This is a genomic window from Klebsiella sp. JB_Kp042 (assembly GCF_040065275.1).
Taxonomy (GTDB): Bacteria; Pseudomonadota; Gammaproteobacteria; order Enterobacterales; family Enterobacteriaceae; genus Klebsiella; species Klebsiella quasipneumoniae.
The window spans coordinates 1-25,953 of sequence record NZ_JBEAJL010000021.1; the positions used below are offsets into that span (position 1 = coordinate 1).

The following is a 25,953-nucleotide window of genomic DNA, read 5'->3' on the forward strand; positions in this document are numbered from 1 at the left end:
ACCTGCCTGTCACGCAGGGGGTCGCGGGTTCGAGTCCCGTCCGTTCCGCCACTTAATAAGAGCCCTGAGCATCTGCTCAGGGCTTTTTTGTTTGATCTGTTTCCGATTATTGCTAAATCAGCAAAAATCCTCTGCATTAATCGCTCTTTTTCCTCACCACACCATCAGCCATAATTTCATTCGTTAACCGAAATGAACAAATAACGAGGAAAAACATGGCAATCCCTGCATTTGGTCTTGGCACCTTCCGTCTGAAAGATGATGTTGTTATCGCATCCGTAAAAACCGCGCTGGAGCTGGGCTATCGTACTATCGACACCGCGCAAATCTACGACAACGAAGCCGCGGTGGGTCAGGCTCTCGCTGAGAGCGGCGTGCCGCGTGATGAGCTGTTCATCACAACCAAAATCTGGATCGAAAACCTGAGCAAAGACAGACTGATCGCCAGCCTGCAAGAGAGCCTGCAGAAGCTACGCACTGACTATGTTGATCTGACGCTGATCCACTGGCCGTCACCGAATGATGCGGTAGCTGTTGAAGAGTTTATGGCTGCTCTGATGGAAGCGAAGGCGCTCGGCCTGACCCGTCAGATCGGTATCTCCAACTTCACTATTCCACTGATGGAGCGCGCGATTGCCGCCGTTGGCGCTGAAAACATTGCTACCAATCAGATTGAGCTTTCGCCGTATCTGCAAAACCGTAAAGTCGTCGATTGGGCGCGTGAGCACGGTATCCATATCACCTCCTACATGACCCTGGCCTACGGTAAGGCGCTGAAAGATGAGGTGATTGCCCGTATCGCGGCGAAACATAATGCGACTCCGGCGCAGGTTATCCTGGCATGGGCGATGGGCGAGGGGTACGCGGTGATCCCGTCCTCGACGAAGCGTGAGAACCTGGCCAGCAACCTGAAAGCGCTGGATCTGGAGCTGGATGATGACGATCGCCAGGCGATCGCCGCGCTGGATTGCAACGATCGGCTGGTGAGCCCGGAAGGTCTGGCGCCGCAGTGGGATTAATCTCCTGCTTCCGGTATGCCCATCAGAGGGTACTACGACAGCTCCTTCGGGAGCTGTTTTACGTGTTCGCTCAGAAAATCAATAAACGCCCTGATACGTGTGCTGACGGCTCTATCGCTGTAGTACACCGCGCTGAAGGGCATCTCCACCGGCAAACGTTTGTCGGCCAGTAGTTCCACAAACTCCCCACTGGCTATCTCTTTATCCACCATATAATCCGACAGGCAGGCAATACCGTTCCCGGTCAGACACAGTTGCTTGAGCGTTTCCCCACTGTTCGATGATACCGCCGCCTCAATCTCTAACAACTGACCATCGCAACAGGATACTGGCCAGGTGTTCAGAGAGACGGGTTCAGTAAAGCCCAGACATTGATGTTGTTTCAGATCTGACGGATGCTGCGGCACGCCGTAGCGCGAAACATACTCTGGCGAGGCGACGATCTTCCGATAGCTGGTGAACAGCGGTCGGGCGCGCAGGCTGGAATCGGTTAAGGTTCCGGCCCGAATAGCCACATCCACTTTTCGTTCAATCAGATTAATAAATGTTTCTGACGACACGAGCGACAGCGTCATTTCCGGGTAACGCTCGCGAAATGGCTTCACCAGCGGCATGAGAAAATGCAGCATCACCGGCGTCGCGGCATCCACCCGCAGCAGGCCTCGCGGCGTCGTGCGCGTTTCCAGCAGGTCGTTTTCTGCCGCCGCCATCTCCTGCAATACCACCTGCATCCGGCGAAAATAGCGCTCGCCTTCCTCTGTCAGACTGAGCTGACGGGTGGTCCGATTGAGCAGGCTAACACCAAGCTTGGACTCGAGCTTTTTGACTGCCCGGCTGACGGCAGAGTTGGCCTGACCCAGCTGTTCGGCCGCCCTGCTGAAACTCCCGCTTTCCACTACCGCCACAAAGATGGCGATCTCCTCGGATGTGGCTCTCATTATTGCACCTGTAGCAAAATTCTATTGATACTTTGATAGTTTTTGTTATTTATACAACCCTTCATACTACGTGTCATCTTAATCCTGATGCTACGGAGTAAATTATGCCACTGGCGCTATTTGCCTTAACCATCGGTGCCTTCGCAATTGGCACCACTGAATTCGTGATTGTCGGCCTGGTCCCGACGATTGCCCAACAACTCTCTATTTCGCTGCCGTCGGCAGGCCTGCTGGTTTCTATCTACGCGCTGGGCGTGGCGATCGGCGCCCCGGTGCTGACGGCGTTAACGGGGCGTATGCCGCGTAAACAGCTGCTGCTGGCGTTGATGGTCCTGTTTACGGCGGGTAATGTGCTGGCCTGGCAGGCCCCGGGCTATGAAACGCTGATCCTGGCGCGCCTGCTGACCGGTCTGGCACACGGCGTGTTCTTCTCTATTGGCTCGACAATCGCCACCAGCCTGGTGGCAAAGGAGAAAGCAGCCTCGGCTATCGCCATTATGTTCGGCGGCCTGACGGTCGCGCTGGTGACCGGGGTGCCATTCGGGACTTTCATCGGTCAGCATTTTGGCTGGCGGGAAACGTTCCTCGCGGTATCGATTCTGGGGGTGATTGCGCTTATCAGCAGTCTGATTCTGGTGCCGAATAATATCCCGGGCCGCGCCAGCGCCAGCCTGCGCGATCAGCTGAAAGTCTTAACCCATCCGCGCCTGCTGATGATCTATGCCATAACCGCGCTGGGCTATGGCGGCGTGTTTACCGCCTTTACCTTCCTTGCGCCGATGATGCAGGAGCTGGCCGGCTTCAGCCCGTCAGCCGTGAGCTGGATCCTGCTGGGCTATGGCGTCTCGGTGGCTATTGGCAACGTATGGGGCGGCAAACTGGCCGATAGGCATGGCGCCGTCTCCGCGCTGAAGTTTATCTTCGCCGCGCTGGTTGTGCTGCTGCTGGTGTTCCAGCTGACCGCCAGCATTCACTATGCCGCGCTGGCAACGGTGCTGGTGATGGGCGTTTTCGCCTTCGGCAACGTGCCGGGCCTGCAGGTGTATGTGGTGCAAAAAGCAGAGCAGTACACCCCCGGGGCTGTCGACATCGCATCCGGCCTGAATATTGCCGCCTTCAACGTCGGTATCGCGCTGGGCTCGATCGTCGGTGGACAGACGGTCGAGCGGTACGGTCTGGCGCAGACGCCGTGGATTGGCGCGGTGATTGTGCTGGTCGCTTTGCTGTTGGTGGCCCTGAGCGGACGTTTAGATAAATTGCCACGCCGTTCGGCAGCGCTTTCTCCCGAAGGCTAAGGGTTTCTCGCAATTTGCATTGAAAGTGTATGGGAAAATCCCTATAACAGAATAACCAGTCGTCGTCGGGCTGGTTTCTGTTATCGAGGATTAATGCCCAAATTGCGAAAGAACACCTACGCCATGCGCTATGTCGCCGGACAACCTGCGGAGAGAATATTGCCTCCGGGGGCGTTTGCGGGCGTGAGTCCGGTTTATCCCGCCGGCACGCCGTTAAGCAGCGATGAGAAAATCCGCGTGCTGGTGTGGAATATCTTCAAGCAGCAGCGCGCAGAGTGGCAGTCGGTCCTTAAGAATTTTGGCAAAGACGCGCACTTAGTCCTGTTGCAGGAGGCGCAGACGACGCCGGAGCTGGTCAGGTTCGCGACCACCAACTATCTGGCCGCCGATCAGGTGCCTGCGCTGGTGCTGCCGCAGCATCCTTCCGGCGTGATGACGCTGGCTTCCGCCCATCCTATCTATTGCTGCCCATTGCGCGAACGTGAACCTATCTTGCGTCTGCCTAAATCAGCATTAGTGACTGTCTATCCGCTGCCCGATGCGCGGTTGTTAATGGTGGTCAATATCCATGCCGTTAACTTCAGCCTTGGCGTCGACGTCTACAGCAAACAGCTGCTGCCGATTGGCGATCAGATCGCCCATCACAGCGGGCCGGTGATCATGGCTGGCGACTTCAATGCCTGGAGCCGCCCGCGGATGAACGCCCTGTACCGCTTTGCACGCGAGATGTCGCTGCGTGAAGTTCGTTTCCCGGACGATCAGCGCCGCCGCGCGTTTGGTCGCCCGCTCGATTTTGTGTTCTACCGTGGGTTAAGCGTGCACGATGCTTCCGTGCTGGTAACCCGCGCCTCCGACCACAACCCGCTACTAGTCGAATTCAGTCCCGGCAAGCCTGATTAATTTAAGGTTGGTCAGGCCTGCCATGGGGCAGGCCTGCGCATGCATGGTGCTGCCTTTTATTACTCAAAAAACCGTAAGGACAAGACAACATGACAACACGCTCTCACCATGACAACGTCGAAAAGCAGTTCGGCTCCCAGGCCAGCGCCTATCTGACCAGCGCCGTGCACGCCTCTGGTCGCGATCTGCAGCGGCTGGCGGAACGACTGGCTGATTTTCCTCAGGCGAAAGTGCTGGATATGGGCTGCGGGGCAGGGCACGCCAGCTTTACCGCGGCGGGACAAGTTGCCGAGGTGACCGCCTATGATTTATCGAGCCAGATGCTGGAGGTCGTTGCCGCCGCGGCAAAGGAGAAAGGTTTTAGCAATATCGTGACCCAGCAGGGGTATGCCGAAACGCTGCCGTTCGCTGATGCCAGCTTTGATATCGTTATCAGCCGCTATTCTGCTCATCACTGGCATGACGTTGGCCAGGCGCTGCGCGAGGTGAAACGTGTCCTCAAGCCGGGTGGGGTGATGATCGTGATGGACGTGATGTCGCCGGGCCATGTGGTGCGTGATGTCTGGCTGCAGACGGTGGAAGCCTTGCGCGATACCTCGCACGTGCGTAATTATTCCTGCGGCGAGTGGCTGACGCTGGCGACGGAGGCGGGGCTGGTGATTAATCAGCTGTTGACCGATCGCCTGCCGCTGGAGTTCAGTTCGTGGGTGGCGCGGATGCGTACCCCTGAGCCGCTGGTGGAGGCGATTCGTTTATACCAGCAGAGCGCCTCGGCGGAGGTGAAAGCCTACTTTGAGTTACAGCAGGATGGTTCCTTTACCAGCGATACCATCATGTTTGAAGCGCATAAAGCGGTTTAATACGGACAACAAAAAAGGCACCGGGGGAAGTCGGTGCCTTTTTATCGAACCCTGACGTATCAGGACTCTGGTCGATCGCTGTTTTTCACAAACAGCGTTAGCTGATCGCCAGGCCGCAGATTGTCGGTATCGCTGTTCCAGCGCATGACGTCGCGAATATTAACGCCATGACGTTTGGCGATGCTCGACAGCGAATCACCTTTGCGAACGCGATAGGTGATGCTATCGCTGTTATTCGCCAGACGCTGCGCGCTGCTGCCGGCGCCGATAACCAGGTTCTGTCCAACCTTCAATCCAGAGCCGCGCAGGTTATTCCACTGCTGCAGATCGCGGGTCGTGACGCCGAGACGGGAAGCAATCCCGGAAATGGTATCGCCGGAACGCACCTTATAGCTTCGGCTGGTCAGCGGCGTATTATCCGCGAGCTGCGTCGGCTGTACGGCGGCAATGTCGCCGGAGGCCAGCGATTCACGCAGCTGGGCTGCGTGTTTCTGCGGCACCATGACGTACTTTGGCCCGCTAGCGCCCAGCGTTGACCCCTTTACGCCGGCGTTGAAGGTCTTCAGCTTGCTGACCGGCATACCGGCCATATCCGCGAGCTGAGAAATATCAACCGGACTGTCGAGGCGAACGCGCGCCAGCGCACGGCTTTCATCAGCCGTAGGCAACTTCACGCCGTAACGTTTGCTGTTTTTGAGGATGTCGCTCAATGCCAGCATTTTCGGTACGTAGACTTTCGTTTCATGCGGCAGAGACAGCGACCAGAAATCGGTGGGTTTGCCACGCGAACGGTTCGCTTTCACTGCCTTCATGACCCGACCTTCGCCGCTGTTATATGCCGCAACCGTTAACAACCAGTCGCCGTCGAACATTTTGTTCAGACGTTGCATCATGTCCAGCGCCGCGGTAGTCGATGCGACAACGTCACGACGCGCATCGTAACTGCGGGTCTGTTTTAAACCATAATTGCGCCCTGTGCTCGGAATGATCTGCCAGATGCCTGCGGCATTGGCGCCAGACGTCGCGTGTGGGTCAAAAGCGCTCTCCACTATGGGTAGTAATACCAGTTCCATTGGCATGTTACGTTTCTTAACCTGCCCGGCTATCCAGTACATATACGGCTCTGCCCGTAAAGTTACATCGTGGAGATAGCTCTTATTTCTTAAGTACTTCTGTTTTTGCTCGCGAATCCGGGGGTTATCCGGTATTCCCATCTTTAGCTCGTCGCCTATGGAAGTCCACAGATCCTGGTCTTGCGCGTAGAAGGTTCCATCATCTAACCAGCGCGCTTGACTTGTGAACTTGCCTGCTTCCCCTTGACCAGCCGCAGAAAGGCTCTGTGCTCGCTGTTCGACGGTGCCATCGTGCTTAGACGCCTGGCACCCCACCAGCAGGACAGAGGCGAATAATATCGCTCGTGCCTTCATGTGTGTGTCAATAGTTGCTTAAAAGACGACCAAGGATAACGGCGAAGTTAGCCGATGACAAGAATTAAATATCAGAATTCGTCTTTCTTTGACCTTAACCACGCAAATCGCGCCACAGAGTGTTGCAATTTTGTTTCTTTGTTGATTTTTTCAATTAAATCAACATCATTTACCCGTAAAAATAAATTTATACGCCGCTCGTTTTTCAGAATTACGGGTAGTGTCTTTTGTTTTTTTGCACGTAACTCATTAACTTTATGATAGTAATCGTTTATGTCCCTATCATCAGGCAGGATACTCAACGCAAACTTCATATTCGCTAACGTATATTCATGTGCGCAACATATAAGGGTTTCTTCAGGAAGGGCGTTAATCTTCATAAATGATTGATACATTTGCTCTGCAGTGCCTTCGAACAGCCTTCCGCAGCCGCCGGAGAACATCGTGTCGCCGCAAAACAGATAAGGTTCGCTGTAGTAACAGATATGTCCTAATGTGTGACCTGGCGTGGAGAAAATGGAAAAATCGACCCCGAGAATTGACAGCCGATCGCCATCGTCTACTACCTGAGTAACCCCCTTATCCTGGGTTTCTGCCGGCCCGTAAACCACCAGAGAGGGGAATTTTTCACGTAATTGTTTTACGCCGCCGACGTGATCCTGATGGTGATGGGTCAGTAAAATGGCCTCGGGCTGCCACTGGTTTTCTTCGATTGCCGCCAGAACCGGCGCGGCCTCGCCCGGGTCAACGATGATGCAGCGGCCGTGATTCTCAGTGAGAACCCAGATGTAGTTGTCCTGAAACGCGGGAATACTGATAAGATTCATAAATTACCTCTAAAGCGTAGCGGAAGGTGGCAATGAAGCCGGCAAGGATACCTCATACAGTGACAGCGCCTGAGCATTGGTCCAGTATGCCGTGGGGCGAATACTATCGCGAAACGCTGGAGCAGCAGATGAAGCCATGGCTGGCTAAATTATATGGCTTTCATCTGCTTAAGATTGGCAATCTGAGCGCGGAAATCAATACCGAAGCTTGCGCCATCTCGCACCAGGTGAATGTCTCGCTGGCGGGAAACCCAATGCAGGTCCGGGCCGACCCGCTGCATTTGCCCTTTGCCGAAAAGTCCGTCGACGCCTGCCTGCTGGCGCATACCCTGCCGTGGTGCAGCGATCCGCATCGCCTGCTGCGGGAGGCCGATCGCGTCCTGATCGATGATGGCTGGATGATCCTGACCGGGTTTAATCCGGTGAGCCTGATGGGATTGCGTAAACTGGTGCCGGTGCTGCGCAAAGGCACGCCGTACAACAGCCGTATGTTTACGTTGATGCGCCAGCTGGACTGGCTGTCGCTGCTCAACTTTGAAGTGCTGCATTATGGGCGTTATCAGGTTTTACCCTGGTCGCGGCATGGCGGCAAACTGCTGAGCACCCATCTGCCAGCGCTGGGCTGTTTGCAATTAATTGTCGCCCGCAAACGGACTATTCCGCTCACCCTTAATCCGATGAAGTCAGGGAAAGCGAAAACCCAGCTACGGCCGGCAGTCGGCGCCACCCGGCAGTGGCGCAAGGGGCAGAATTAGCTCTCAGGCTGGTAGCCGATGTCGTCCTGAGTGGGATGGGAGGCCGCCGCGCGGGCCAGCTCGTCGCAGCGTTCGTTTTCTGGATGGCCGGCGTGGCCCTTCACCCACTCCCATTTGATCTTATGCTGGCCAAGCGCGGCGTCCAGCCTCTGCCAGAGGTCGACATTCTTTACCGGTTTTTTCTCTGCCGTTTTCCAGCCGCGCTTTTTCCAGTTGTGGATCCACTGGGTGATCCCCTGGCGGACATACTGGCTGTCGGTGCTGAGCACCACCTCGCAATGCTCTTTTAACGCTTCGAGGGCGACGATCGCCGCCATCAGTTCCATGCGGTTATTGGTGGTCAGACGGTAGCCGGCGCTAAAGGTTTTTTCGTGCTGGCGGTAGCGCATGATGGCGCCGTAACCGCCGGGTCCTGGATTTCCCAGGCAAGAGCCGTCGGTGAAAATTTCTACCTGTTTGAGCATCTCTGGTAGACTTCCTGTAATTGAAATCGATTTGTAAACGATAAGTCTGACATAAATGACCGCGATGAGCACTGCAATTACGCGCCAGATTGTTCTCGATACCGAAACCACCGGTATGAACCAGATCGGGGCGCACTACGAAGGACACAAGATCATTGAGATCGGCGCCGTGGAGGTGATCAACCGCCGCCTGACCGGTAACAATTTCCACGTCTATCTCAAGCCCGATCGGCTGGTGGATCCGGAGGCGTTCGGCGTGCACGGGATCGCCGACGAATTCCTGCTGGATAAACCCACCTTTGCCGACGTGGCCGATGAATTTATGGATTACATCCGCGGCGCGGAGCTGGTGATCCATAACGCCTCGTTCGATATCGGTTTTATGGATTATGAGTTCGGTAAGCTGAACCGCGGGATCGGGAAAACCGAGACCTTCTGTAAAATCACCGACAGTCTGGCGCTGGCGCGGAAAATGTTTCCCGGCAAGCGCAACAGTCTGGATGCGCTATGTTCGCGCTACGAAATAGACAACAGCAAGCGTACGCTGCACGGGGCACTGCTCGATGCCCAGATCCTTGCCGATGTCTATTTGATGATGACCGGCGGCCAGACGTCGATGGCGTTCTCTATGGAAGGCGAAAGCCAGCAGCAGGCAGGCGAGATGGGGATTCAGCGCGTCGTCCGCGCCGCCAGCCAGTTACGGGTGGTTTATGCCTCTGATGAAGAACTGGTGAACCATGAATCCCGCCTCGATCTGGTACAAAAGAAAGGCGGAAGCTGCCTGTGGCGTGCCTGATAACCACTAAAATGGATTAAAAGTAGGCGGTTGGGCGATTTTTGCAGCAAACGATTCAAAACGGTAGAAAAAGCGTTGACGGGGTAGAGGGGAATCCGTAATATTCGCCTCGTTCCCAACGGAACAACAACGCGGAGCGGTAGTTCAGTCGGTTAGAATACCTGCCTGTCACGCAGGGGGTCGCGGGTTCGAGTCCCGTCCGTTCCGCCACTATTCAGAAAGCCTGAATCAGCAATGATTCAGGCTTTCGTCGTTTTCGTCGCCGAATTTCAGCGCGCCTCTTGTTCCTCCTGCATACACTGCATGAATACCCGCATCGCCGGACTGATTGCTTTCCCGGCGTGATGGGCGCAGAGCGCATGGATCGTCAGCGGCGTCTCGCTGAACGGCAGCTCGACCAGCGTCCCGCGTTTGAGTTCCTCCTCTACCGCAAAGCGCGGCAGAAAACTCACCCCCAGATTGCCCGCCACGCACTGCTTGATGCTTTCAATACTCCACAGTTCGATGGTGTTCTCCATGGTAATGCCGCGCTGGCGCAGGGTACTTTCAAAAATCTGCCGGAACACGCACTGGGGTTCGTTGATGATAAAGCTCAATGGGATATGCTGCCGCGGGCGCAGGAAGTCGACCGGCGCCTGATCGACTGACGCGACCAGCGCCAGCGGCTGCGGGCCAAGTTCCATCATGGTGAGCGCATCATCGTTGCCAACCCGGTAAAACACCCCCAGGTCGACTTCGTCAGCGAGCAGCGCATCACGGATGCTGTAGCAATTGAGCGACTGCAGTGACAGGCGGACCTTCGGGGCGCGTTGCTTAAAACGCTGCAGCACCGGCGGCATTTTGTACGCCAGCAGGGTTTCACCAGTGGCGACGCGAAGTTCGCCGCCGGGTTCATCGTCCTGGCGCGCCGCCTGGCGAATCGACGCCATCACTTTGGTCAGATCGTAGACGTGCGGCAGGACATTTTTACCCGCGGCGGTGAGACACATTCGTCGGCCAATTTTCTCAAACAGCGGGATGGCAAGCTCCTGCTCAAGCTGCTGGATATGAAAGGTTACGGTGGACTGGGTGCAGCACAGTTTCTGCGAGGCGCGCAGAAAGGATCCTTCTTCGACAACCGTTTTGAAGGTGATAAAGCGTCGCAGATCCATATTTCCTCTTTATATCGACATTCTCGAATTCAGAATGAAAAAACATTCATTTTTTTAAATTATCAGCTTCGGGTACTGTCTGCCAGTCAAGAGGAGAAAACACGTGACACCTACCCTGATTAGCGCCTTTTTAACTTACACCCTGATCACCGCTCTGACGCCCGGGCCGAATAATATTCTGGCGCTGAGCAGCGTCACCGCGCACGGCTTTCGACGGAGCATGCGGGTTCTGGCCGGCATGAGCCTGGGGTTTGTGATCATCATGCTGATTTGTGCCGGGCTGACGTTCACTCTCGTTACCCTGGATGAGGGGATAACCTCCCTGCTACGCTGGGTCGGCGCGGGGTATATCCTGTGGCTGGCCTGGCATATTGCCCGCAGCGACCCGGCCAGCGGTGGGCAGGAGGAGCGGCCTGTCAGCTTCTGGGCCAGCCTGGGGCTGCAGTTTGTGAATGTAAAAATTATCCTGTACGGCATCACGGCCCTGTCGACCTTTGTTCTGCCGGTGACTCGCGAGCCATTCTGGCTGGTGATGATAAGCCTGTTGCTATCAGTAATAGGCGTTGCCGGCAATCTTTGCTGGGCGCTGGCCGGTCAGCTGTTTCAGCCGGTGTTCGAACGCCATGGAAGAGGGTTAAATCTGCTGCTGGCGCTGCTGTTGGTCTGGTGCGCGGTACGAATGTTTATGGAATGAATTAAGGGAGCGTAACGCTCCCTTGAGGTTATTTATCCTGCGCCAGGGCGGGTTGCCCTTCATTTACCCAGGTCATAAAGATCCGGTAACCGATGGCTAGCAGGGTGGCGCCGAGGAACATACCGAGAATGCCGTTAGAGGCCATTCCGCCAAGGGCGCCCAGCAGCACCACGGGCATTGGCGCATCGACTCCGCGCCCCAGCAGCAGTGGTTTGAGGACGTTATCGGCCATACCGGCGACGATCAGCAGGACAGTATAGAAGATATCCATTCCGGTACTGTGGGTGCCGAGACTCCACATCAGCGCGATGGCCGGGGCCGTCACCAGGATCACCGGCACCTGTGCAATGCCGAGGATCAGGGCAAGTATAAAGAAGATCCCGACGGCGGGGATGCTGGCCATCAGCATGATCACCCCGACCAGCAGCGCCTGGATCAGTGCCACCCCGATGACGCCCTGGGCGACCGCGCGGATGGTGCTGGTGCACAGGCGGGTGAGGGTCACGCCTTTATTCTCATCGGTAATACGGATGGCAATACGCTGCGCGCTGATGGCGCCCGCCGCGCCCCAGGCCATCATAATGCCCGAGACGATAAACGAAATAATAAAGCCAATCAGCCCGCCGCCCATGCTGGCTAATATGCTGAGCAACTGTTTGGCAATGTCGCCGATTTGCGAGCGGTAATTACTGAGCAATCCTGGCAGATCGACGGAAGCTCTCATCCACAGGGCGCTAAGCCGTTCGCCAACGATCGGTAAAGAGGCAATTCGTGAAGAGGGTGGGGGAATGGTAAAGCTCTGGCTGCCCATCTTGTCTATCATGGCGCTGGCGCTTTCCGCCAGCGAGGTGATCATCAGCACCGTGGGGGTGACGATCAGTAAAATACCTAACAACACCAGCACCACTGATGCCAGTCCCTGTTTGCCCGCTAACAATCCGGCAAAATATTGATGTAAGGGATAGAGCGCCACGGCGAGGATCAGCGCCCAGAGCATCATATTGATAAAGGGAGAAAAGACGGTAAAACAGAATGAGGCCAGCGCCAGAATAAGACTGAACCGAATAAACATATCGAGAAAGCGGGTGACCAGCCGTTTTTCTATTAACTGAAGATTATTATTATCCATTTTCTATTACGCTCATAAAATATGCATACGCCAACGCTCAGCCGGGTTCACCAAAACAAGCTGGCAACAGAAAAGTCATGCGTTTACAACGCAGAAGTTAATTGAAAATGATCTCCGCCCGTTTGGTTGTGGGCCTTTTAATGAGTGTAGAACAGAAATGAAGGGCGCCCTGTAAATATTCTGTTGGGCGCGGCAAGAGGAAATTCCGCTTTCTTTTCCTGCAGAAGGGGGAAGAAAGCGGAGGGGGATTAATCCAGAGTAAAAGGATCGGCATCGCGCCAGGCGGGGAATTTTTCACGATATTCCTGGAGGGCGCTCAGCGACAGTTCGGCGTCAAGACGAGTGGCCTGATGCGGATCGGCGGTGGCGACAATCTCCCCCTGGGGACTGATAATCCGGCTATCGCCGCGGTAATGATGGCCGTTGCCGTCGGTGCCGACCCGGTTACAGCCGGCGACGTAGGCCTGGTTCTCAATCGCGCGGGCGACCAGCAGCGACTGCCAGTGCAGCGAGCGCGGCGCCGGCCAGTTCGCCACATACAGCGCCAAATCATAGTCGTTAAGGTTACGCGACCATACCGGAAAGCGCAGGTCGTAACAGACCAGCGGCAGGATCCGCCATCCGCGCCATTCAAAGACCACGCGCTTGTCTCCGGCCTTATAGTGATGGTGTTCATCCGCCATACGAAACAGGTGACGTTTATCATAATGATGGACCGTGCCGTCAGGCTCGACCAGCAGGAAGCGGTTAACGGCCCCGCGCTCAGTTTGCAGCGCCGCGCTGCCGGCGATCAGCGCCTGGGTTTGCGCCGCCCTGGCATGCATCCACGCTACCACCTCGGCCTCGGGTAAAGACTGTTTTGCCGCTTCCATCGCAAAGCCGGTGGTAAACATCTCAGGTAAAACAATGATATCGCGCCCGACAATCCCTTCCAGTTGGCGATCAAAATGGCGCAGGTTAGCAGGGCCGTCCATCCAGACCAGCGGTTGTTGCAACAGCGTAATTTTCAGGCCAGGCACAATGGTCAACTCCATTCTCATGAGGGGGTTAGGTTAACTGTAACACCTTATCAGCCTCGCGGCGGTCCGCGGAATATTTTGTTAAAAAAATGCTACTAACAGGAACGGCGGGGGAAGGAGAGACGAAAAAAAGGCGGGGAAAATTCCCCGCCCGGCGTGTGATGTGGTTGTTGTTTTATTATGCGGCTTCAACGTTGCGAACTTTTTCCGGCAGCTTTACCGGCTGGGTTGCCAGCTCCTCTGGCGCAAAGTCGTCAACGTTAATGCTGCGCAAGCGACTGTGCTCTGCTCGGGTCAAAATGGCGGCTTCATCCTGACTGATTAAGCCTTTCGCCAGGGCATGGGCGGCCAGTTCGTCGAGACGGGTGAACGGCAGATTTTTACCCAACTCTTTGCAGATACGCTGGTGGATAGGATCGGCCGCCATCACTTCCAGCAGCGCCTCTTCCAGCAGGCCGACCGGGTTATGCTCGCTCGGCGTCAGGTACTGACCGCGACCGATGCGGGAGCGGGTGGCGCTGGGCACCTGCAGAATTTTAGCGACTTTATGGTCCAGCTTATCCGACGGCGCATGATGATGACGACCGGTCGGGAAGATGACCAGGCGCATTGCGCCAGCCACCAGACGGTTGGGGAAGTTTTTCAGCAGATCGTCGATGGCCTGCTCGGCCTGATGCAGCGCATCCTGCACCCCCCAGTGAACCAGCGGCAGATCGGCTTCATTGCGTCCTTCATCGTCATAGCGTTTCAGCACCGCCGAGGCCAGGTACAGCTGGCTTAACACATCCCCCAGACGCGCGGAGATACGTTCGCGACGCTTGAGACTGCCCCCCAGCACCGCCATCGAGACGTCTGACAGCAGCGCCAGGTTAGCGCTCAGACGGTTCATTTGCTGATAGTAGCGGCGGGTGACGTCGCGGGTCGGCGCGCTGCTGGTGCGTCCGCCGGTCAGGCCCAACCAGAAACTCCGTACTTTGTTACTGCCGACATGGCCGATATGTTTGAACAGCAGCTTGTCATAGGCGTTCAGGTCGTTGTTCTGCGCGGCAGCCATCTCCTCCAGCACGTACGGATGACAGCGAATCGCACCCTGACCGAAGATCATCATGCTACGGGTCAGAATGTTCGCACCTTCCACGGTGATGGCGATAGGCGCGCCCTGATATGCCCGGGCGAGGAAGTTGCCTTCGCCCAGCATAATGCCTTTCCCGCCGGTAATATCCATTGCGTCGATAATGGAGCGCTGGCCGCGGTGGGTGCAGTGATATTTCACGATCGCGGAGAGCACCGCCGGTTTCTCGCCGAGCATAATGCCGTAGGTAATCAGCGAGGCCGCAGCATCCATCACATAAGCATTACCGGCAATGCGCGCCAGCGCCTCTTCAATGCCTTCCATTTTACCGATCGAGATTTTGAACTGGCGGCGAATATGGGCGTAAGCCCCGGTCGCCATAGCCACCGATTTCAGGCCGCCGGTGGAGTTGGACGGCAGCGTAATACCGCGGCCCACCGACAGACATTCAACCAGCATGCGCCAGCCCTGACCGGCCATCCCCGGCCCACCGATGATGTAATCGATCGGCACGAAGATATCTTTGCCGCGGGTTGGGCCGTTCTGGAACGGGACGTTAAGCGGGAAGTGGCGACGGCCAATTTCCACGCCCGGGGTGGAGGTCGGGATCAGCGCGCAGGTGATGCCCAGCTCTTCTTCCCCGCCCAGCAGACGATCCGGGTCAGAAAGTTTAAAGGCCAGTCCCAGCACGGTGGCGATAGGCGCCAGCGTAATGTAGCGTTTGTTCCATGTCAGGCGCATACCCAGCACCTGCTGGCCCTGCCAGTCGCCCATGCAGACCACGCCGGTATCCGGGATGGCGCCGGCGTCGGAGCCCGCTTCCGGGCTGGTGAGTGCGAAGCAGGGGATCTCCAGCCCGCGCGCCAGACGCGGCAGGTAATGGTTTTTCTGCTCTTCAGTACCGTAATGCTGCAGCAGCTCGCCCGGCCCCAGTGAGTTCGGAACGCCGACGGTGATCGCCAGAATGCCGGAGACGCCAGAGAGCTTCTGCAGCACCCGCGACTGGGCATAAGCGGAGAATTCAAGCCCGCCATACTCTTTCTTGATGATCATCGCGAAGAAGCGGTGTTCTTTCAGATACGCCCACAGCTCCGGCGGCAGATCGGCCATTTCGTGGGTGATGGCGAAGTCGTTAGCCATCCGGCAGGCTTCTTCCACCGGGCCGTCGAGGAAGGCTTGCTCTTCGGCGGTCAGGCGCGGCTGCGGATAGTTATGCAGCTTATGCCAGTCAGGATTACCGCGAAACAGATCCCCCTCCCACCAGGTGGTCCCGGCGTCGATGGCCTCTTTTTCGGTACGCGACATCGGCGGCATGACCTTGCGGAAGGCGCGAAACGCCGGTGCGGAAATCATGGATTTACGCATAGGCGCAAAGTTAAACGGCAACAGAATGATCGCCAGCGGCAGCAGCAGCCAGATATTCCACAGACCGGCCGCGCCGAGCGCTGCGGTCCAGGCGAGCAAGATCACGCTGCTGAGTAGCAGGCTGACCCGGTGATAGAAGAGCGCACCGAGTAAAACAACGGTTGCAACAATACTCAAAATCATCATAGAGAAATGCTCCCTGTGCTTGTAGGAGGTCTGACCACTTGTGATGTATTGGTTGTAGTGCATGCCTTTTTATTTAGCAATGTGTTTACAAAATAATTACAACCTTGCTCACATTGTTGTATGCAAAAGCGGCACATAAAATCAAAAGGGCGGGGGATAACGCAGCCTGCTGCTTCTCGCTTCGGCGGCTATCCGGTACACTGCCAGGGTTATTCCACTCATACTGAAGGATTATCCTCATGTACCAGGATCTTATTCGTAACGAACTGAACGAAGCCGCGGAAACGCTGGCTAACTTTCTGCAGGACGAAGCCAATATCCATGCTATCCAGCGTGCCGCTGTCCTGCTGGCGGATAGCTTTAAGGCGGGTGGTAAAGTGCTGTCCTGCGGCAACGGCGGTTCCCATTGCGATGCGATGCATTTTGCGGAAGAACTGACCGGACGTTATCGCGAAAACCGCCCGGGATATCCGGCCATTGCGATCTCCGACGTCAGCCATCTCTCCTGCGTGAGCAATGATTTTGGCTATGAGTATGTCTTCTCCCGCTACGTTGAATCCGTCGGCCGCGCGGGCGATGTGCTGCTCGGCATCTCCACCTCCGGCAACTCCGGCAACGTAATCAAGGCCATTGAGGCCGCGCGGGCGCAGGGGATGAAAGTGATCACCCTGACCGGTAAGGACGGCGGTAAAATGGCCGGTAGCGCCGATGTGGAAATTCGCGTGCCGCACTTTGGCTACGCCGACCGCATTCAGGAGATCCACATCAAAGTGATCCATATCCTGATTATGCTGATCGAAAAAGAGATGGCGAAAGGCTAACAGGCAGGTGAGTGTGTACTGTTGACGGCGGCCTCGCTTCGGCGCCGTCGTGATTTGTGATGGTGAGGTGATCTATGTGCGAACTGCTCGGGATGAGCGCCAATGTGCCAACAGATATCTGTTTTAGCTTTACCGGGCTGGTACAGCGCGGAGGCGGGACGGGGCCGCATAAAGACGGCTGGGGCATCACCTTCTATGAAGGCAAAGGTTGTCGCACATTCAAAGATCCGCAGCCGAGCTTTCAGTCGCCGATCGCGAAACTGGTCCAGGATTACCCCATTAAGTCCTGTTCCGTCGTCGCGCATATCCGCCAGGCCAATCGCGGGATGGTGGCCCTGGAGAATACGCATCCGTTCACCCGCGAGCTGTGGGGGCGTAACTGGACCTACGCGCACAACGGGCAGCTCAAAGGCTATAAATCGCTGAAAACCGGCAATTTCCACCCGGTAGGTGAAACCGACAGTGAAAAGGCCTTCTGCTGGCTGCTGCACCGCTTAACCGAGCGCTACCCGCGTACGCCGGGCAATATGCTGGGAGTATTTAAGTATATCGCCACCCTTGCGGGGGAACTGCGTGAGAAAGGGGTGTTCAACATGCTGCTGTCGGACGGACGCTATGTGATGGCGTTCTGCTCGACCAACCTGCACTGGATCACCCGGCGGGCGCCGTTCGGCGTGGCAAAACTGCTGGACCAGGATGTGGAGATCGACTTTCAACGCGAGACCACACCCAACGATGTGGTCACGGTTATCGCCACGCAGCCGCTGACGGCCAATGAGACCTGGCATAAGATCATGCCAGGCGAGTGGGCGTTATTTTGTCTCGGGGAGCGTATAGTTTGAGGCCAGCTGCGGCTGGACAACCTCGTGGCTGAGCGGCTTGCTCACCACATAGCGGCCGTCGGTCACTGATACGACCGGCGGTTTGTGGGTTTGCTGGAAATAATCATAGCCAGGCTTCAGCTGTTTCCAGAAATCCGCATAGTAGGAGTATTTGTGGCGTTCCATATTGGCGTTGGTCATGCGGAACGGATAGATACTCACCTGCACGCTTGGCTGACCGAAGACTAAGGCGCCGGTCACGAACTGGAAGATTTCATCGATCCCGCTGTCGGTCATGGCGTAGCAGCCGACAGAGACGCAGTCGCCGTGGATCATCAGGTATTTCCCTTCATAACCATGGGCGCGATCGTAGGCGTTCGGGAAGCCGATATTGATCGCTTTATAGAAGCGGCTGTCGGGTTTGAGCTGGCTGCGGGTGACGTTATAGAACCCTTCCGGACTCTTGAAATCGCCCTGGCGCTGTTTCGGGCCCAGGCCTCCGGAGTAGTTGCAGATCCGATAGCTGTCGAGGAGCTGGTAGGTCTCACCCATTTTGACGTAAAGGTCGAGCATGCGCTCTTCTTTAAAGATCTCAATGTAAACCGGTGAACCCATTAATTGCTGCTTATATTCTTTGCTAACCGGCGTCGTCGGGCTGTTGCTGCTGAGCAGCCCGGCAAATGACATGCACGGCAGCAGAAGCATCGCAATAAATAATGCGATTTTGCGCATACTGCTTGTTCCTTGATAAAACAAAATAGCCACATTGCCAGGACGGCAAGAGAGACCCGAAATCAGAGTTTTCTGGATTTAGAGCGCTCACATTAGCATCACGGCATTTTTTCGCAAGGGCGACGTGGCGGCGTTTACAATTCCGCCTCACTTTATACCCCGCCAGCGACGAAAACACAGTGAGAACTTTGCGCAATAGCTCGCATTTTAGAAGCACTTATTGCCTCTCGCGCTACAGCCGACGCTCACGAAATGTTACACTTGCGCCGGTTCATCACCAGAGTAAGAAAGGATGCTTCTCTTCCGTCCTGAGCGCATCTGGCGCCGTTTTGCCCTTTCTTCTCTGCCATTCTGTCAATAAGCTGGCCCCGGCCTGCGTCGGGGTTGAGGTTACGGATACCTGCTAACGATATGATTAAAATCACAAAAGGGCTGGATTTGCCCATAGCTGGCATGCCATTACAGCAGATTTCTCCCGCGCCAGCGGTGAAGCGCGTCGCGCTACTCGGCGAAGAGTACGTCGGCATGCGTCCCGCCATGGCGGTCAAAGAAGGCGATCGGGTCAAAAAAGGTCAGATCCTGTTCGAAGATAAAAAGAACCCCGGCGTCTGCTTTACCGCCCCGGCGAACGGGGTCGTCAGCGCGATCCACCGCGGTGAACGGCGCGTGTTGCAGTCGGTGGTGATTGATATCGAGGGCAATGACGCGGTGGCGTTTACGCGTTACGCCGCGGACGCGCTGGCTGAACTGCCGCGCGACACCGTGCAGCAGCAGCTGCTGGCGTCGGGCCAGTGGACCGCGCTGCGCACACGGCCATTCAGTAAAACGCCGCTCCCTGGCAGCGTGCCGGCCGCCATCTTTGTCAACGCTATGGATACCAATCCGCTGGCGGCGGAGCCGCAGCCGATTATTCTGGCCGAACGGGCCGCTTTCGACGCTGGCCTTACCGTGCTTACGCGTCTGACCGACGGGAAAGTCCACGTCTGCCAGCCCAGCGGCGGCAAGCTCGGCGGTCATCCTGTCGGCCAGGTCAGTTTTAACCAGTTCAGCGGGCCGCACCCGGCGGGGCTGCCGGGAACGCATATTCATTTCCTCGAGCCGGTGAGCCTGAATAAGCAGGTCTGGCACCTCAATTATCAGGACGCGATCGCCATTGGTAAGCTTTTCCTCGACGGGGAGCTCTACTGCGAACGGGTGATCGCGCTCGGCGGCCCGCAGGTGATATCGCCGCGACTGGTCAAGACGACGCTGGGCGCCAGCCTGGACGATCTGCTGGCAGGCGAGTTGCAGGAGGGGGAAAACCGGGTCATTTCCGGCTCGGTGCTCAGCGGCACCCGCGCCCATGGTCCTCACGCCTTCCTCGGGCGCTTCCATCTGCAGGTGAGCGTGGTTAAAGAAGGGCGGGAAAAAGAGCTCTTCGGCTGGGTGATGCCGGGCAAAGAGAAATTCTCGATTACCCGCACCACGCTGGGCCATTTCTTCAGGCGCAAGCGCTTTCATTTCTCTACCGATACCCACGGCGGCGAGCGGGCGATGGTGCCGATCGGCAACTACGAGCGGGTGATGCCGCTGGATATCCTGCCGACCATACTGCTGCGCGATCTGCTGGCCGGGGATACCGACAGCGCTCAGGCGCTGGGCTGTCTGGAGCTGGATGAAGAAGATCTGGCGCTGTGCACCTACGTCTGCCCCGGTAAGTATGAATATGGCCCTGCGCTGCGCAGCGTATTAACCCGGATTGAGCAGGAAGGATAAGAGATGGGCTTAAAGCATCTGATTGAAAAAATTGAGCCGCATTTCACGCACGGCGGCAAGCTGGAAAAATATTATCCGCTATATGAAGCGGCGGCGACCATCTTCTACACCCCAGGCCAGGTCACCCGCGGCGCGGCGCATGTGCGCGACGCCATCGACCTCAAGCGGTTGATGATCCTCGTGTGGTTTGCCGTCTTTCCGGCGATGTTCTGGGGGATGTATAACGTCGGGCTGCAGACCATACCGGCGCTGCATAAGCTTTACGGCGCCGAACAACTGCAGCAGGCGATCGCCAACAACTGGCACTATAGCGTCGCCCAGTGGTTAGGGGTGAGCTTCAGCGCCGACGCCGGCTGGCTGAGCATGATGACCCTGGGGGCGGTCTTTTTCCTGCCGATCTATATCACCGTCTTTATCGTCGGCGGCTTCTGGGAAGTGCTGTTCGCTATCATGCGCAAGCATGAAATCAACGAAGGCTTCTTTGTCACCTCGATTCTATTCGCGCTGATCGTCCCGCCCACGCTGCCGCTGTGGCAGGCGGCGCTGGGGATCTCCTTCGGGGTGGTGATCGCTAAAGAGATTTTCGGCGGTACCGGGCGCAACTTCCTCAACCCGGCGCTGGCAGGGCGCGCGTTCCTGTTCTTCGCCTATCCGGCGCAAATCTCCGGCGACCTGGTGTGGACGGCGGCGGACGGTTTTTCCGGCGCTACGCCGCTCTCCCAGTGGGCCAGCGGCGGCGGTGAAGCGCTGGTTAACGTCGCTACCGGCATCCCGGTGAGCTGGATGGACGCCTTCCTCGGCAATATTCCGGGCTCGATTGGCGAAGTCTCCACGCTAATGATCCTGATCGGCGGCGCGATCATCCTCTTTGGCCGCGTCGCGTCCTGGCGCATCGTCGCCGGGGTGATGATCGGCATGGTCGCCACCGCTACCCTGTTTAACGTTATCGGCTCCGACACCAACCCGATGTTCGCTATGCCATGGTACTGGCATCTGGTACTCGGCGGCTTCGCCTTCGGCATGATGTTTATGGCGACGGACCCGGTATCCGCCTCGTTTACCGATAAAGGGAAATGGAGTTACGGCGTGCTGATCGGCGTGATGTGCGTGCTGATCCGCGTGGTGAACCCGGCTTATCCGGAAGGGATGATGCTGGCGATCCTCTTCGCCAACCTCTTCGCACCGCTGTTCGATTATCTGGTGGTGCAGGCCAATATTAAGCGGAGGAAGTCGCGTGGCTGAGAAGAAAAGTAACGATAGCATCGGCAAAACGCTGCTGGTGGTGCTGGTGCTTTGTCTGGTCTGCTCCATCGTGGTAGCGGGCTCGGCCGTGGGGCTGAAATCCCGCCAGCAGGCGCAGCGGGCGCTGGATAAGCAGCGTAATATCCTGGCGGTGTCCGGCCTGATGCAGCCCGGCATGGATGCTGATGCGGTCGCCGACACCTTCGCGGCGCGCATTTCGCCGCGACTGGTGAATCTGGCGACCGGCGAGCTGCTGGAGAAAGACCCGGCAAAATTCAATCAGGCCCAGGCGCTGAAGGATCCGCAGCAGAGTATGGCGCTGGATGCCAGCCAGGATCCGGCGGGGATTAAACGCCGCAGCAATCTGGCGGAAATCTACCTGGTGCGCGACGCGCAGCAGAAGATTGAGCAGGTGGTGTTGCCCATTTATGGCAATGGCCTGTGGTCGATGATGTACGCCTTCGTGGCGCTGGACGTCGATGGCCGCACGGTGAAAGGCATTACCTACTATGACCAGGGGGAGACCCCGGGGCTGGGCGGCGAAGTGGAGAACCCGAACTGGCGCCAGCAGTTTGTCGGCAAGCAGGTGCTGGATGACAACGGCATGCCGGCGCTGAGAGTGGTCAAAGGCGGCGCGCGCGCTGGTGACCTGCATGCGGTTGATGGCTTATCGGGCGCCACGCTGACGTCAAATGGCGTACAGCACAGCTTTGATTTCTGGATGGGTGAACTGGGCTTTGGTCCGTTCCTGAAAAAGGTGCGTGAAGGAGGGCTGAACAATGGCTGAACAGAGCGAGATGAAAGAGGTGAAGCGCGTGCTGGTGGGGCCGCTCATCGCCAATAACCCCATCGCCCTGCAGGTGCTGGGCGTCTGCTCCGCGCTGGCGGTCACCACTAAACTGGAAACCGCCTTCGTGATGACCATTGCGGTGACCCTGGTGACGGCGTTCTCCAGCATGTTTATCTCGATGATCCGCCACCACATTCCCAACAGCGTGCGCATCATCGTGCAGATGGCGATCATCGCCTCGCTGGTTATCGTGGTGGATCAGCTACTGCGGGCTTTCGCCTATGAGACTTCCAAGCAGCTGTCGGTATTCGTCGGGCTTATCATCACCAACTGCATCGTGATGGGCCGCGCCGAAGCTTACGCCATGAAGTCGCCGCCGCTGGCCAGCTTTATGGACGGTATCGGCAACGGTCTCGGCTACGGCGCGATCCTGATTATCGTCGGCTTCCTGCGCGAGCTTATCGGCAGCGGCAAGCTGTTCGGTATCACGGTGCTGGAGACGGTGCAGAACGGCGGCTGGTATCAGCCGAACGGCCTGTTCCTGCTGGCGCCGAGCGCGTTCTTCATTATCGGTTTACTGATTTGGGCCCTGCGTAGCTGGAAGCCTGAACAGCAGGAAAAGGAGTAATCGATGATGGCTCATTACATTAGCCTGTTTGTCCGCGCGGTGTTTGTTGAGAACATGGCGCTGGCCTTTTTCCTCGGGATGTGTACCTTCCTCGCGGTGTCGAAAAAGGTCTCCACCGCCTTCGGCCTCGGCGTTGCGGTGACGGTGGTGCTGGGTCTTGCCGTACCGATCAACAACCTGGTGTATAACCTGGTGCTGCGCGACGGCGCGCTGGTGGAGGGGGTAGACCTCAGCTTCCTGAACTTCATCACCTTTATCGGGGTGATCGCCGCGCTGGTGCAGATCCTCGAGATGATCCTCGATAAGTACTTCCCGGCGCTATACAACGCGCTGGGGATCTTCCTGCCGCTGATTGCGGTTAACTGCGCGATTTTCGGCGGTGTGTCGTTCATGGTGCAGCGTGATTACAACTTCCCGGAATCCATCGTTTACGGCTTCGGCTCCGGCATCGGCTGGATGCTGGCGATCGTGGCGATGGCGGGGATCCGCGAAAAGATGAAGTACGCCAACGTGCCTGCCGGTTTGCGCGGGTTAGGGATCACCTTTATCACTACCGGGTTGATGGCGCTGGGCTTTATGTCCTTCTCCGGCGTGCAGCTATAAGGGCGAATAAGTATGGAAATTATTCTTGGCGTCGTGATGTTCACGCTGATTGTGCTGGTGCTGTCGGGGCTTATCCTGGCAGCGCGCTCAAAGCTGGTGAACGCGGGCGACGTGGTTATTGAGATCAATAACGAAGCGGATAAGCAGATCCGTACCCCGGCGGGGGATAAGCTGCTGAACACGCTGTCCAGCAACGGGATTTTTGTCTCCTCCGCCTGCGGCGGCGGCGGCTCCTGCGGCCAGTGTCGGGTGACTATCAAAGAGGGTGGCGGCGATATCCTGCCGACCGAGCTTTCGCATATTACCAAACGCGAAGCCAAAGCCGGCTGCCGTCTGGCCTGCCAGGTCGCGGTGAAGCAAAACATGAAGATTGAGCTACCGGAAGAAATCTTCGGCGTCAAAAAATGGGAATGCGAAGTTATCTCCAATGATAACAAAGCCACTTTCATTAAAGAGCTCAAGCTGCGGATCCCCGAGGGGGAGGTGGTGCCGTTCCGCGCCGGGGGCTATATTCAGATCGAATGCCCACCGCATAAAGTGGCCTATGCTGACTTCGATGTCCCGGATGAATACCGCTCGGACTGGGACAAGTTCAACCTGTTCCGCTACGTCTCTGAGGTGAAAGAGCCGACCCTGCGCGCCTACTCGATGGCTAACTATCCGGAAGAGAAGGGCATCATTATGCTCAACGTACGCATTGCGACGCCGCCGCCGAAGGTGCCGGATGCCCCGCCGGGGATCATGTCGTCCTATATCTGGTCGCTGAAGCCGGGCGATAAGGTGACGATTTCGGGGCCGTTCGGCGAGTTCTTTGCCAAAGAGACCGACGCCGAGATGGTGTTTATCGGCGGCGGCGCCGGGATGGCGCCGATGCGTTCGCATATTTTCGACCAGCTCAAGCGCCTGCACAGCACACGCAAAATCAGCTTCTGGTACGGAGCGCGCTCGCTGCGCGAGATGTTCTACGATGATGAGTTTGAACAGCTGGCGCGGGATAACCCGAACTTTACCTTCCACGTTGCGCTCTCCGATCCGCTGCCGGAAGATAACTGGACGGGGCATACCGGCTTTATCCATAACGTTCTGTACGAGAACTATCTGCGCGATCATCCGGCGCCGGAAGACTGCGAGTTCTACATGTGCGGGCCGCCGGTAATGAATGCCGCGGTGATTAAGATGCTGAAGGATCTGGGCGTCGAGGACGAGAATATTCTGCTCGACGACTTTGGAGGCTGACGATGCTGACGGTGTTTGTCGCAACCTTTGTGATTTTTGCGCTGGTGATCCTCGGGATGTCGCTGGGCTACCTGGTGAAGCGCAAGAGCATTCAGGGCAGCTGCGGCGGGATCTCCTCGCTGGGACTGGAGAAAGTCTGCGACTGTCCTGAGCCTTGCGACGCGCGAAAGAAACGTCTCGCCCGCGAGGCGCAGCGCCAGCAGCGGCGCATTTTGTAATCTGTGAGGTTTCCGGGCAGATTGCGCTTCCGATATTTCTTTTGCGTGATGCCACTCATGGCGCAGGGAGCGCACCGGGGGCGGCCAGTCGCCGCCGCCTCCGGGCTCCGGCCAGCACCGGTAGTTTCAACTGCCCCAGGCCCGGCGGTGAGTTAACAGCCAGTCCTGGAAGGGTAGGCCGGGTAAGGCGTAGCCGCCACCCGGCAACAACATGCCAGCAACGTGAGGCCGCTTTCGCGGCCTTTTTTAGCCATTGACTCCCTTACTGCCAGCTTTTCGCTTGCGCCGGGGAATCGACCATCACGCCGTCAGCGCCCAGCTCTTTCGCCGTGCGGTAATCTTCCGCACTGTTGATGCCGAAGAAGATAATGTGCGCTTTACCCTGCGAGCGGAAGCAATCCATCGCCTCTTTATCCCAGGTGAGCGTCGCCGGGGAGACCCCTTCCCCAAGGGTGAATTTCTCCACCACCTCTACCTTGCGCTTCAGCTCCAGCCCATACCATTGCTCGCCTTCGCGCTGGCTGGCAGGCTGGCACTGATGGCTGAGCGAAATACTGGCAAGTCTGGTGCGGGTTTCGCTGCGGGTGACGAAGCGGGGAATAGCCGGCGGCAGCGCGGCGATATAGCGGTCTTCGGTGGAATAGACCCGCACGCGATCGAGGCTGTGCGTAGCTTTTAACACCGCAAGCAGGCGCTCGCCCATCACGGTCGGGTCGGCATCCGGAGATTTAATGTCGATGTAGAAGAACGTGTGCGGCCATTGCTGCAAAACGGCTTGCAGCGTGGGAATGGTGGCCTGCCTGCCGCGCCAGGGGTGGCTGTCATCACCCCATTTCCAGCCGGCATCGACTTTCGCCAGCTCGGCGGCGGTCAAACTGGAAACGTTGCCCTCGCTATTGGTCAATGCGGAAAGATCGCTTGACCGGTAGAGCACCGGCACGCCGTCGTGGCTTAACTGCACCGTGACCCAGATGGCCTCGGCGTTATTCTCCAGCGCCAGCTTAATGGCCGGCAGGGTATTTTCTGGCGCATCGCCGGTGCCGCCGCGATGGGCAATCAGCTGCGGGGCGGCCCAGGCGCCGGCGGAGGCCAGCAGGCAAAGTGCGGTAAGTATTTTCTTCATGATTATATCTTCCAGATTTATCGGTTAACATTATGAAAATAAACATAATTTATTGCGGTTTTATGTTTTAACCGCTTTTCTGGGCGA

26 protein-coding genes and 1 tRNA gene are annotated in these 25,953 nt (G+C 57.1%); 17 read left to right on the top strand and 10 right to left on the bottom strand.

All coding sequences use genetic code 11. The features are described 5' to 3' along the window. The first annotated feature begins 215 nt into the window (after positions 1 to 215). Complete coding sequence (gene dkgB / locus ABLV54_RS07080; RefSeq protein ID WP_050533134.1) at positions 216 to 1,019, top strand: 2,5-didehydrogluconate reductase DkgB; 804 nt, start codon at positions 216 to 218, stop codon at positions 1,017 to 1,019. Positions 1,020 to 1,051: 32 nt separating this feature from the next. On the opposite strand, the gene yafC is transcribed toward dkgB, so the two are convergent. After that, entirely contained in the window at positions 1,052 to 1,957 is a 906-nt protein-coding gene (gene yafC, locus ABLV54_RS07085; protein ID WP_023288494.1) for a DNA-binding transcriptional regulator YafC, read from the bottom strand. A 104-nt stretch (positions 1,958 to 2,061) separates the two neighbouring features. On the opposite strand from yafC, the gene ABLV54_RS07090 reads away from it, so the two are divergent. From ABLV54_RS07090 to ABLV54_RS07100, 3 genes are all read left to right on the top strand, one after another. Then, complete coding sequence (locus tag ABLV54_RS07090; RefSeq protein WP_023288495.1) at positions 2,062 to 3,252, top strand: MFS transporter; 1,191 nt, start codon at positions 2,062 to 2,064, stop codon at positions 3,250 to 3,252. 102 nt (positions 3,253 to 3,354) lie between these two features. Continuing rightward, entirely contained in the window at positions 3,355 to 4,152 is a 798-nt protein-coding gene (locus ABLV54_RS07095) for an endonuclease/exonuclease/phosphatase family protein (protein WP_072096514.1), read from the top strand. Positions 4,153 to 4,241: 89 nt separating this feature from the next. After that, positions 4,242 to 5,012, top strand: a complete 771-nt coding sequence (locus tag ABLV54_RS07100; protein ID WP_050533133.1) for a class I SAM-dependent methyltransferase — start codon at positions 4,242 to 4,244, stop codon at positions 5,010 to 5,012. A gap of 59 nt (positions 5,013 to 5,071) precedes the next feature. Here ABLV54_RS07100 and mltD read toward each other — a convergent pair whose 3' ends face one another. Both mltD and gloB read right to left on the bottom strand, forming a co-directional pair. Further along, positions 5,072 to 6,439, bottom strand: coding sequence for a murein transglycosylase D (gene mltD / locus ABLV54_RS07105; RefSeq protein WP_032453033.1), 1,368 nt, complete (start codon positions 6,437 to 6,439; stop codon positions 5,072 to 5,074). Positions 6,440 to 6,510: 71 nt separating this feature from the next. Next, the gene (gene gloB, locus ABLV54_RS07110; RefSeq protein WP_050533132.1) at positions 6,511 to 7,266 is read right to left on the bottom strand and encodes a hydroxyacylglutathione hydrolase; all 756 of its coding nucleotides are present in this window, start codon (positions 7,264 to 7,266) and stop codon (positions 6,511 to 6,513) included. A 32-nt stretch (positions 7,267 to 7,298) separates the two neighbouring features. On the opposite strand from gloB, the gene ABLV54_RS07115 reads away from it, so the two are divergent. Further along, positions 7,299 to 8,021 (top strand): class I SAM-dependent methyltransferase, encoded by a 723-nt coding sequence (locus ABLV54_RS07115; protein ID WP_004204619.1) that lies wholly within the window; start codon positions 7,299 to 7,301, stop codon positions 8,019 to 8,021. Here the strand turns inward: ABLV54_RS07115 and rnhA are convergent. After that, entirely contained in the window at positions 8,018 to 8,485 is a 468-nt protein-coding gene (gene rnhA, locus ABLV54_RS07120) for a ribonuclease HI (RefSeq protein ID WP_004204620.1), read from the bottom strand. The genes ABLV54_RS07115 and rnhA overlap by 4 nt on opposite strands. 64 nt (positions 8,486 to 8,549) lie before the next feature. On the opposite strand from rnhA, the gene dnaQ reads away from it, so the two are divergent. Then, the gene (gene dnaQ, locus ABLV54_RS07125) at positions 8,550 to 9,281 is read left to right on the top strand and encodes a DNA polymerase III subunit epsilon (protein ID WP_004204621.1); all 732 of its coding nucleotides are present in this window, start codon (positions 8,550 to 8,552) and stop codon (positions 9,279 to 9,281) included. 133 nt (positions 9,282 to 9,414) lie between these two features. Beyond that, positions 9,415 to 9,491 (top strand) — tRNA-Asp (locus ABLV54_RS07130). 59 nt (positions 9,492 to 9,550) lie between these two features. On the opposite strand, the gene ABLV54_RS07135 is transcribed toward ABLV54_RS07130, so the two are convergent. Then, complete coding sequence (locus tag ABLV54_RS07135; protein ID WP_012968890.1) at positions 9,551 to 10,432, bottom strand: LysR family transcriptional regulator; 882 nt, start codon at positions 10,430 to 10,432, stop codon at positions 9,551 to 9,553. Positions 10,433 to 10,535: 103 nt separating this feature from the next. On the opposite strand from ABLV54_RS07135, the gene eamB reads away from it, so the two are divergent. Further along, a complete protein-coding gene (eamB, locus tag ABLV54_RS07140; protein WP_012968889.1) occupies positions 10,536 to 11,126 on the top strand; it encodes a cysteine/O-acetylserine transporter in 591 nt (196 codons plus the stop codon). A gap of 28 nt (positions 11,127 to 11,154) precedes the next feature. On the opposite strand, the gene ABLV54_RS07145 is transcribed toward eamB, so the two are convergent. The 3 genes from ABLV54_RS07145 to fadE form a co-directional block, all read right to left on the bottom strand. Then, a complete protein-coding gene (locus tag ABLV54_RS07145) occupies positions 11,155 to 12,255 on the bottom strand; it encodes an AI-2E family transporter (RefSeq protein ID WP_050533130.1) in 1,101 nt (366 codons plus the stop codon). A 248-nt stretch (positions 12,256 to 12,503) separates the two neighbouring features. Then, the gene (locus ABLV54_RS07150; RefSeq protein ID WP_050533150.1) at positions 12,504 to 13,274 is read right to left on the bottom strand and encodes an amidohydrolase; all 771 of its coding nucleotides are present in this window, start codon (positions 13,272 to 13,274) and stop codon (positions 12,504 to 12,506) included. Between the two features lie 178 nt (positions 13,275 to 13,452). Next, positions 13,453 to 15,897 (bottom strand): acyl-CoA dehydrogenase FadE, encoded by a 2,445-nt coding sequence (gene fadE / locus ABLV54_RS07155; RefSeq protein WP_032453035.1) that lies wholly within the window; start codon positions 15,895 to 15,897, stop codon positions 13,453 to 13,455. A gap of 239 nt (positions 15,898 to 16,136) precedes the next feature. Between fadE and lpcA the strand changes: the two genes are divergently transcribed. Both lpcA and ABLV54_RS07165 read left to right on the top strand, forming a co-directional pair. Further along, positions 16,137 to 16,718 (top strand): D-sedoheptulose 7-phosphate isomerase, encoded by a 582-nt coding sequence (gene lpcA, locus ABLV54_RS07160; protein WP_004145825.1) that lies wholly within the window; start codon positions 16,137 to 16,139, stop codon positions 16,716 to 16,718. Positions 16,719 to 16,792: 74 nt separating this feature from the next. Then, positions 16,793 to 17,560 (top strand): class II glutamine amidotransferase, encoded by a 768-nt coding sequence (locus ABLV54_RS07165; protein ID WP_004204630.1) that lies wholly within the window; start codon positions 16,793 to 16,795, stop codon positions 17,558 to 17,560. Here the strand turns inward: ABLV54_RS07165 and dpaA are convergent. Next, entirely contained in the window at positions 17,531 to 18,271 is a 741-nt protein-coding gene (gene dpaA, locus ABLV54_RS07170; protein WP_023288503.1) for a peptidoglycan meso-diaminopimelic acid protein amidase, read from the bottom strand. The two genes, ABLV54_RS07165 and dpaA, sit on opposite strands and share 30 nt — an antisense overlap. A gap of 411 nt (positions 18,272 to 18,682) precedes the next feature. Between dpaA and ABLV54_RS07175 the strand changes: the two genes are divergently transcribed. The 7 genes from ABLV54_RS07175 to nqrM are packed head-to-tail and all read left to right on the top strand — an operon-like array spanning position 18,683 to position 24,743. Continuing rightward, positions 18,683 to 20,026 carry a Na(+)-translocating NADH-quinone reductase subunit A gene (locus ABLV54_RS07175; protein ID WP_050533128.1) on the top strand — a complete coding sequence of 448 codons (1,344 nt, stop codon included), beginning with the start codon at positions 18,683 to 18,685 and terminating at the stop codon, positions 20,024 to 20,026. 3 nt (positions 20,027 to 20,029) lie between these two features. Continuing rightward, positions 20,030 to 21,268, top strand: coding sequence for an NADH:ubiquinone reductase (Na(+)-transporting) subunit B (locus ABLV54_RS07180; RefSeq protein WP_050533127.1), 1,239 nt, complete (start codon positions 20,030 to 20,032; stop codon positions 21,266 to 21,268). Beyond that, positions 21,261 to 22,055 carry a Na(+)-translocating NADH-quinone reductase subunit C gene (locus ABLV54_RS07185; RefSeq protein WP_032453038.1) on the top strand — a complete coding sequence of 265 codons (795 nt, stop codon included), beginning with the start codon at positions 21,261 to 21,263 and terminating at the stop codon, positions 22,053 to 22,055. The genes ABLV54_RS07180 and ABLV54_RS07185 overlap by 8 nt, the downstream gene beginning before the upstream one ends. Then, a complete protein-coding gene (locus tag ABLV54_RS07190; protein ID WP_023288507.1) occupies positions 22,048 to 22,686 on the top strand; it encodes an NADH:ubiquinone reductase (Na(+)-transporting) subunit D in 639 nt (212 codons plus the stop codon). Before ABLV54_RS07185 ends, ABLV54_RS07190 begins: the two co-directional genes overlap by 8 nt. Before the next feature lie 6 nt (positions 22,687 to 22,692). Next, positions 22,693 to 23,289, top strand: coding sequence for an NADH:ubiquinone reductase (Na(+)-transporting) subunit E (nqrE, locus tag ABLV54_RS07195; RefSeq protein ID WP_004177335.1), 597 nt, complete (start codon positions 22,693 to 22,695; stop codon positions 23,287 to 23,289). 12 nt (positions 23,290 to 23,301) lie between these two features. Further along, complete coding sequence (nqrF, locus tag ABLV54_RS07200) at positions 23,302 to 24,525, top strand: NADH:ubiquinone reductase (Na(+)-transporting) subunit F (protein WP_004204637.1); 1,224 nt, start codon at positions 23,302 to 23,304, stop codon at positions 24,523 to 24,525. A 2-nt stretch (positions 24,526 to 24,527) separates the two neighbouring features. Then, on the top strand, positions 24,528 to 24,743 hold the full coding sequence (nqrM, locus tag ABLV54_RS07205; protein ID WP_004204638.1) for a (Na+)-NQR maturation NqrM: 216 nt from the start codon (positions 24,528 to 24,530) through the stop codon (positions 24,741 to 24,743). Between the two features lie 262 nt (positions 24,744 to 25,005). On the opposite strand, the gene ABLV54_RS07210 is transcribed toward nqrM, so the two are convergent. Next, a complete protein-coding gene (locus ABLV54_RS07210) occupies positions 25,006 to 25,866 on the bottom strand; it encodes a glycerophosphodiester phosphodiesterase family protein (protein WP_032453039.1) in 861 nt (286 codons plus the stop codon). Positions 25,867 to 25,953 lie beyond the last annotated feature (87 nt).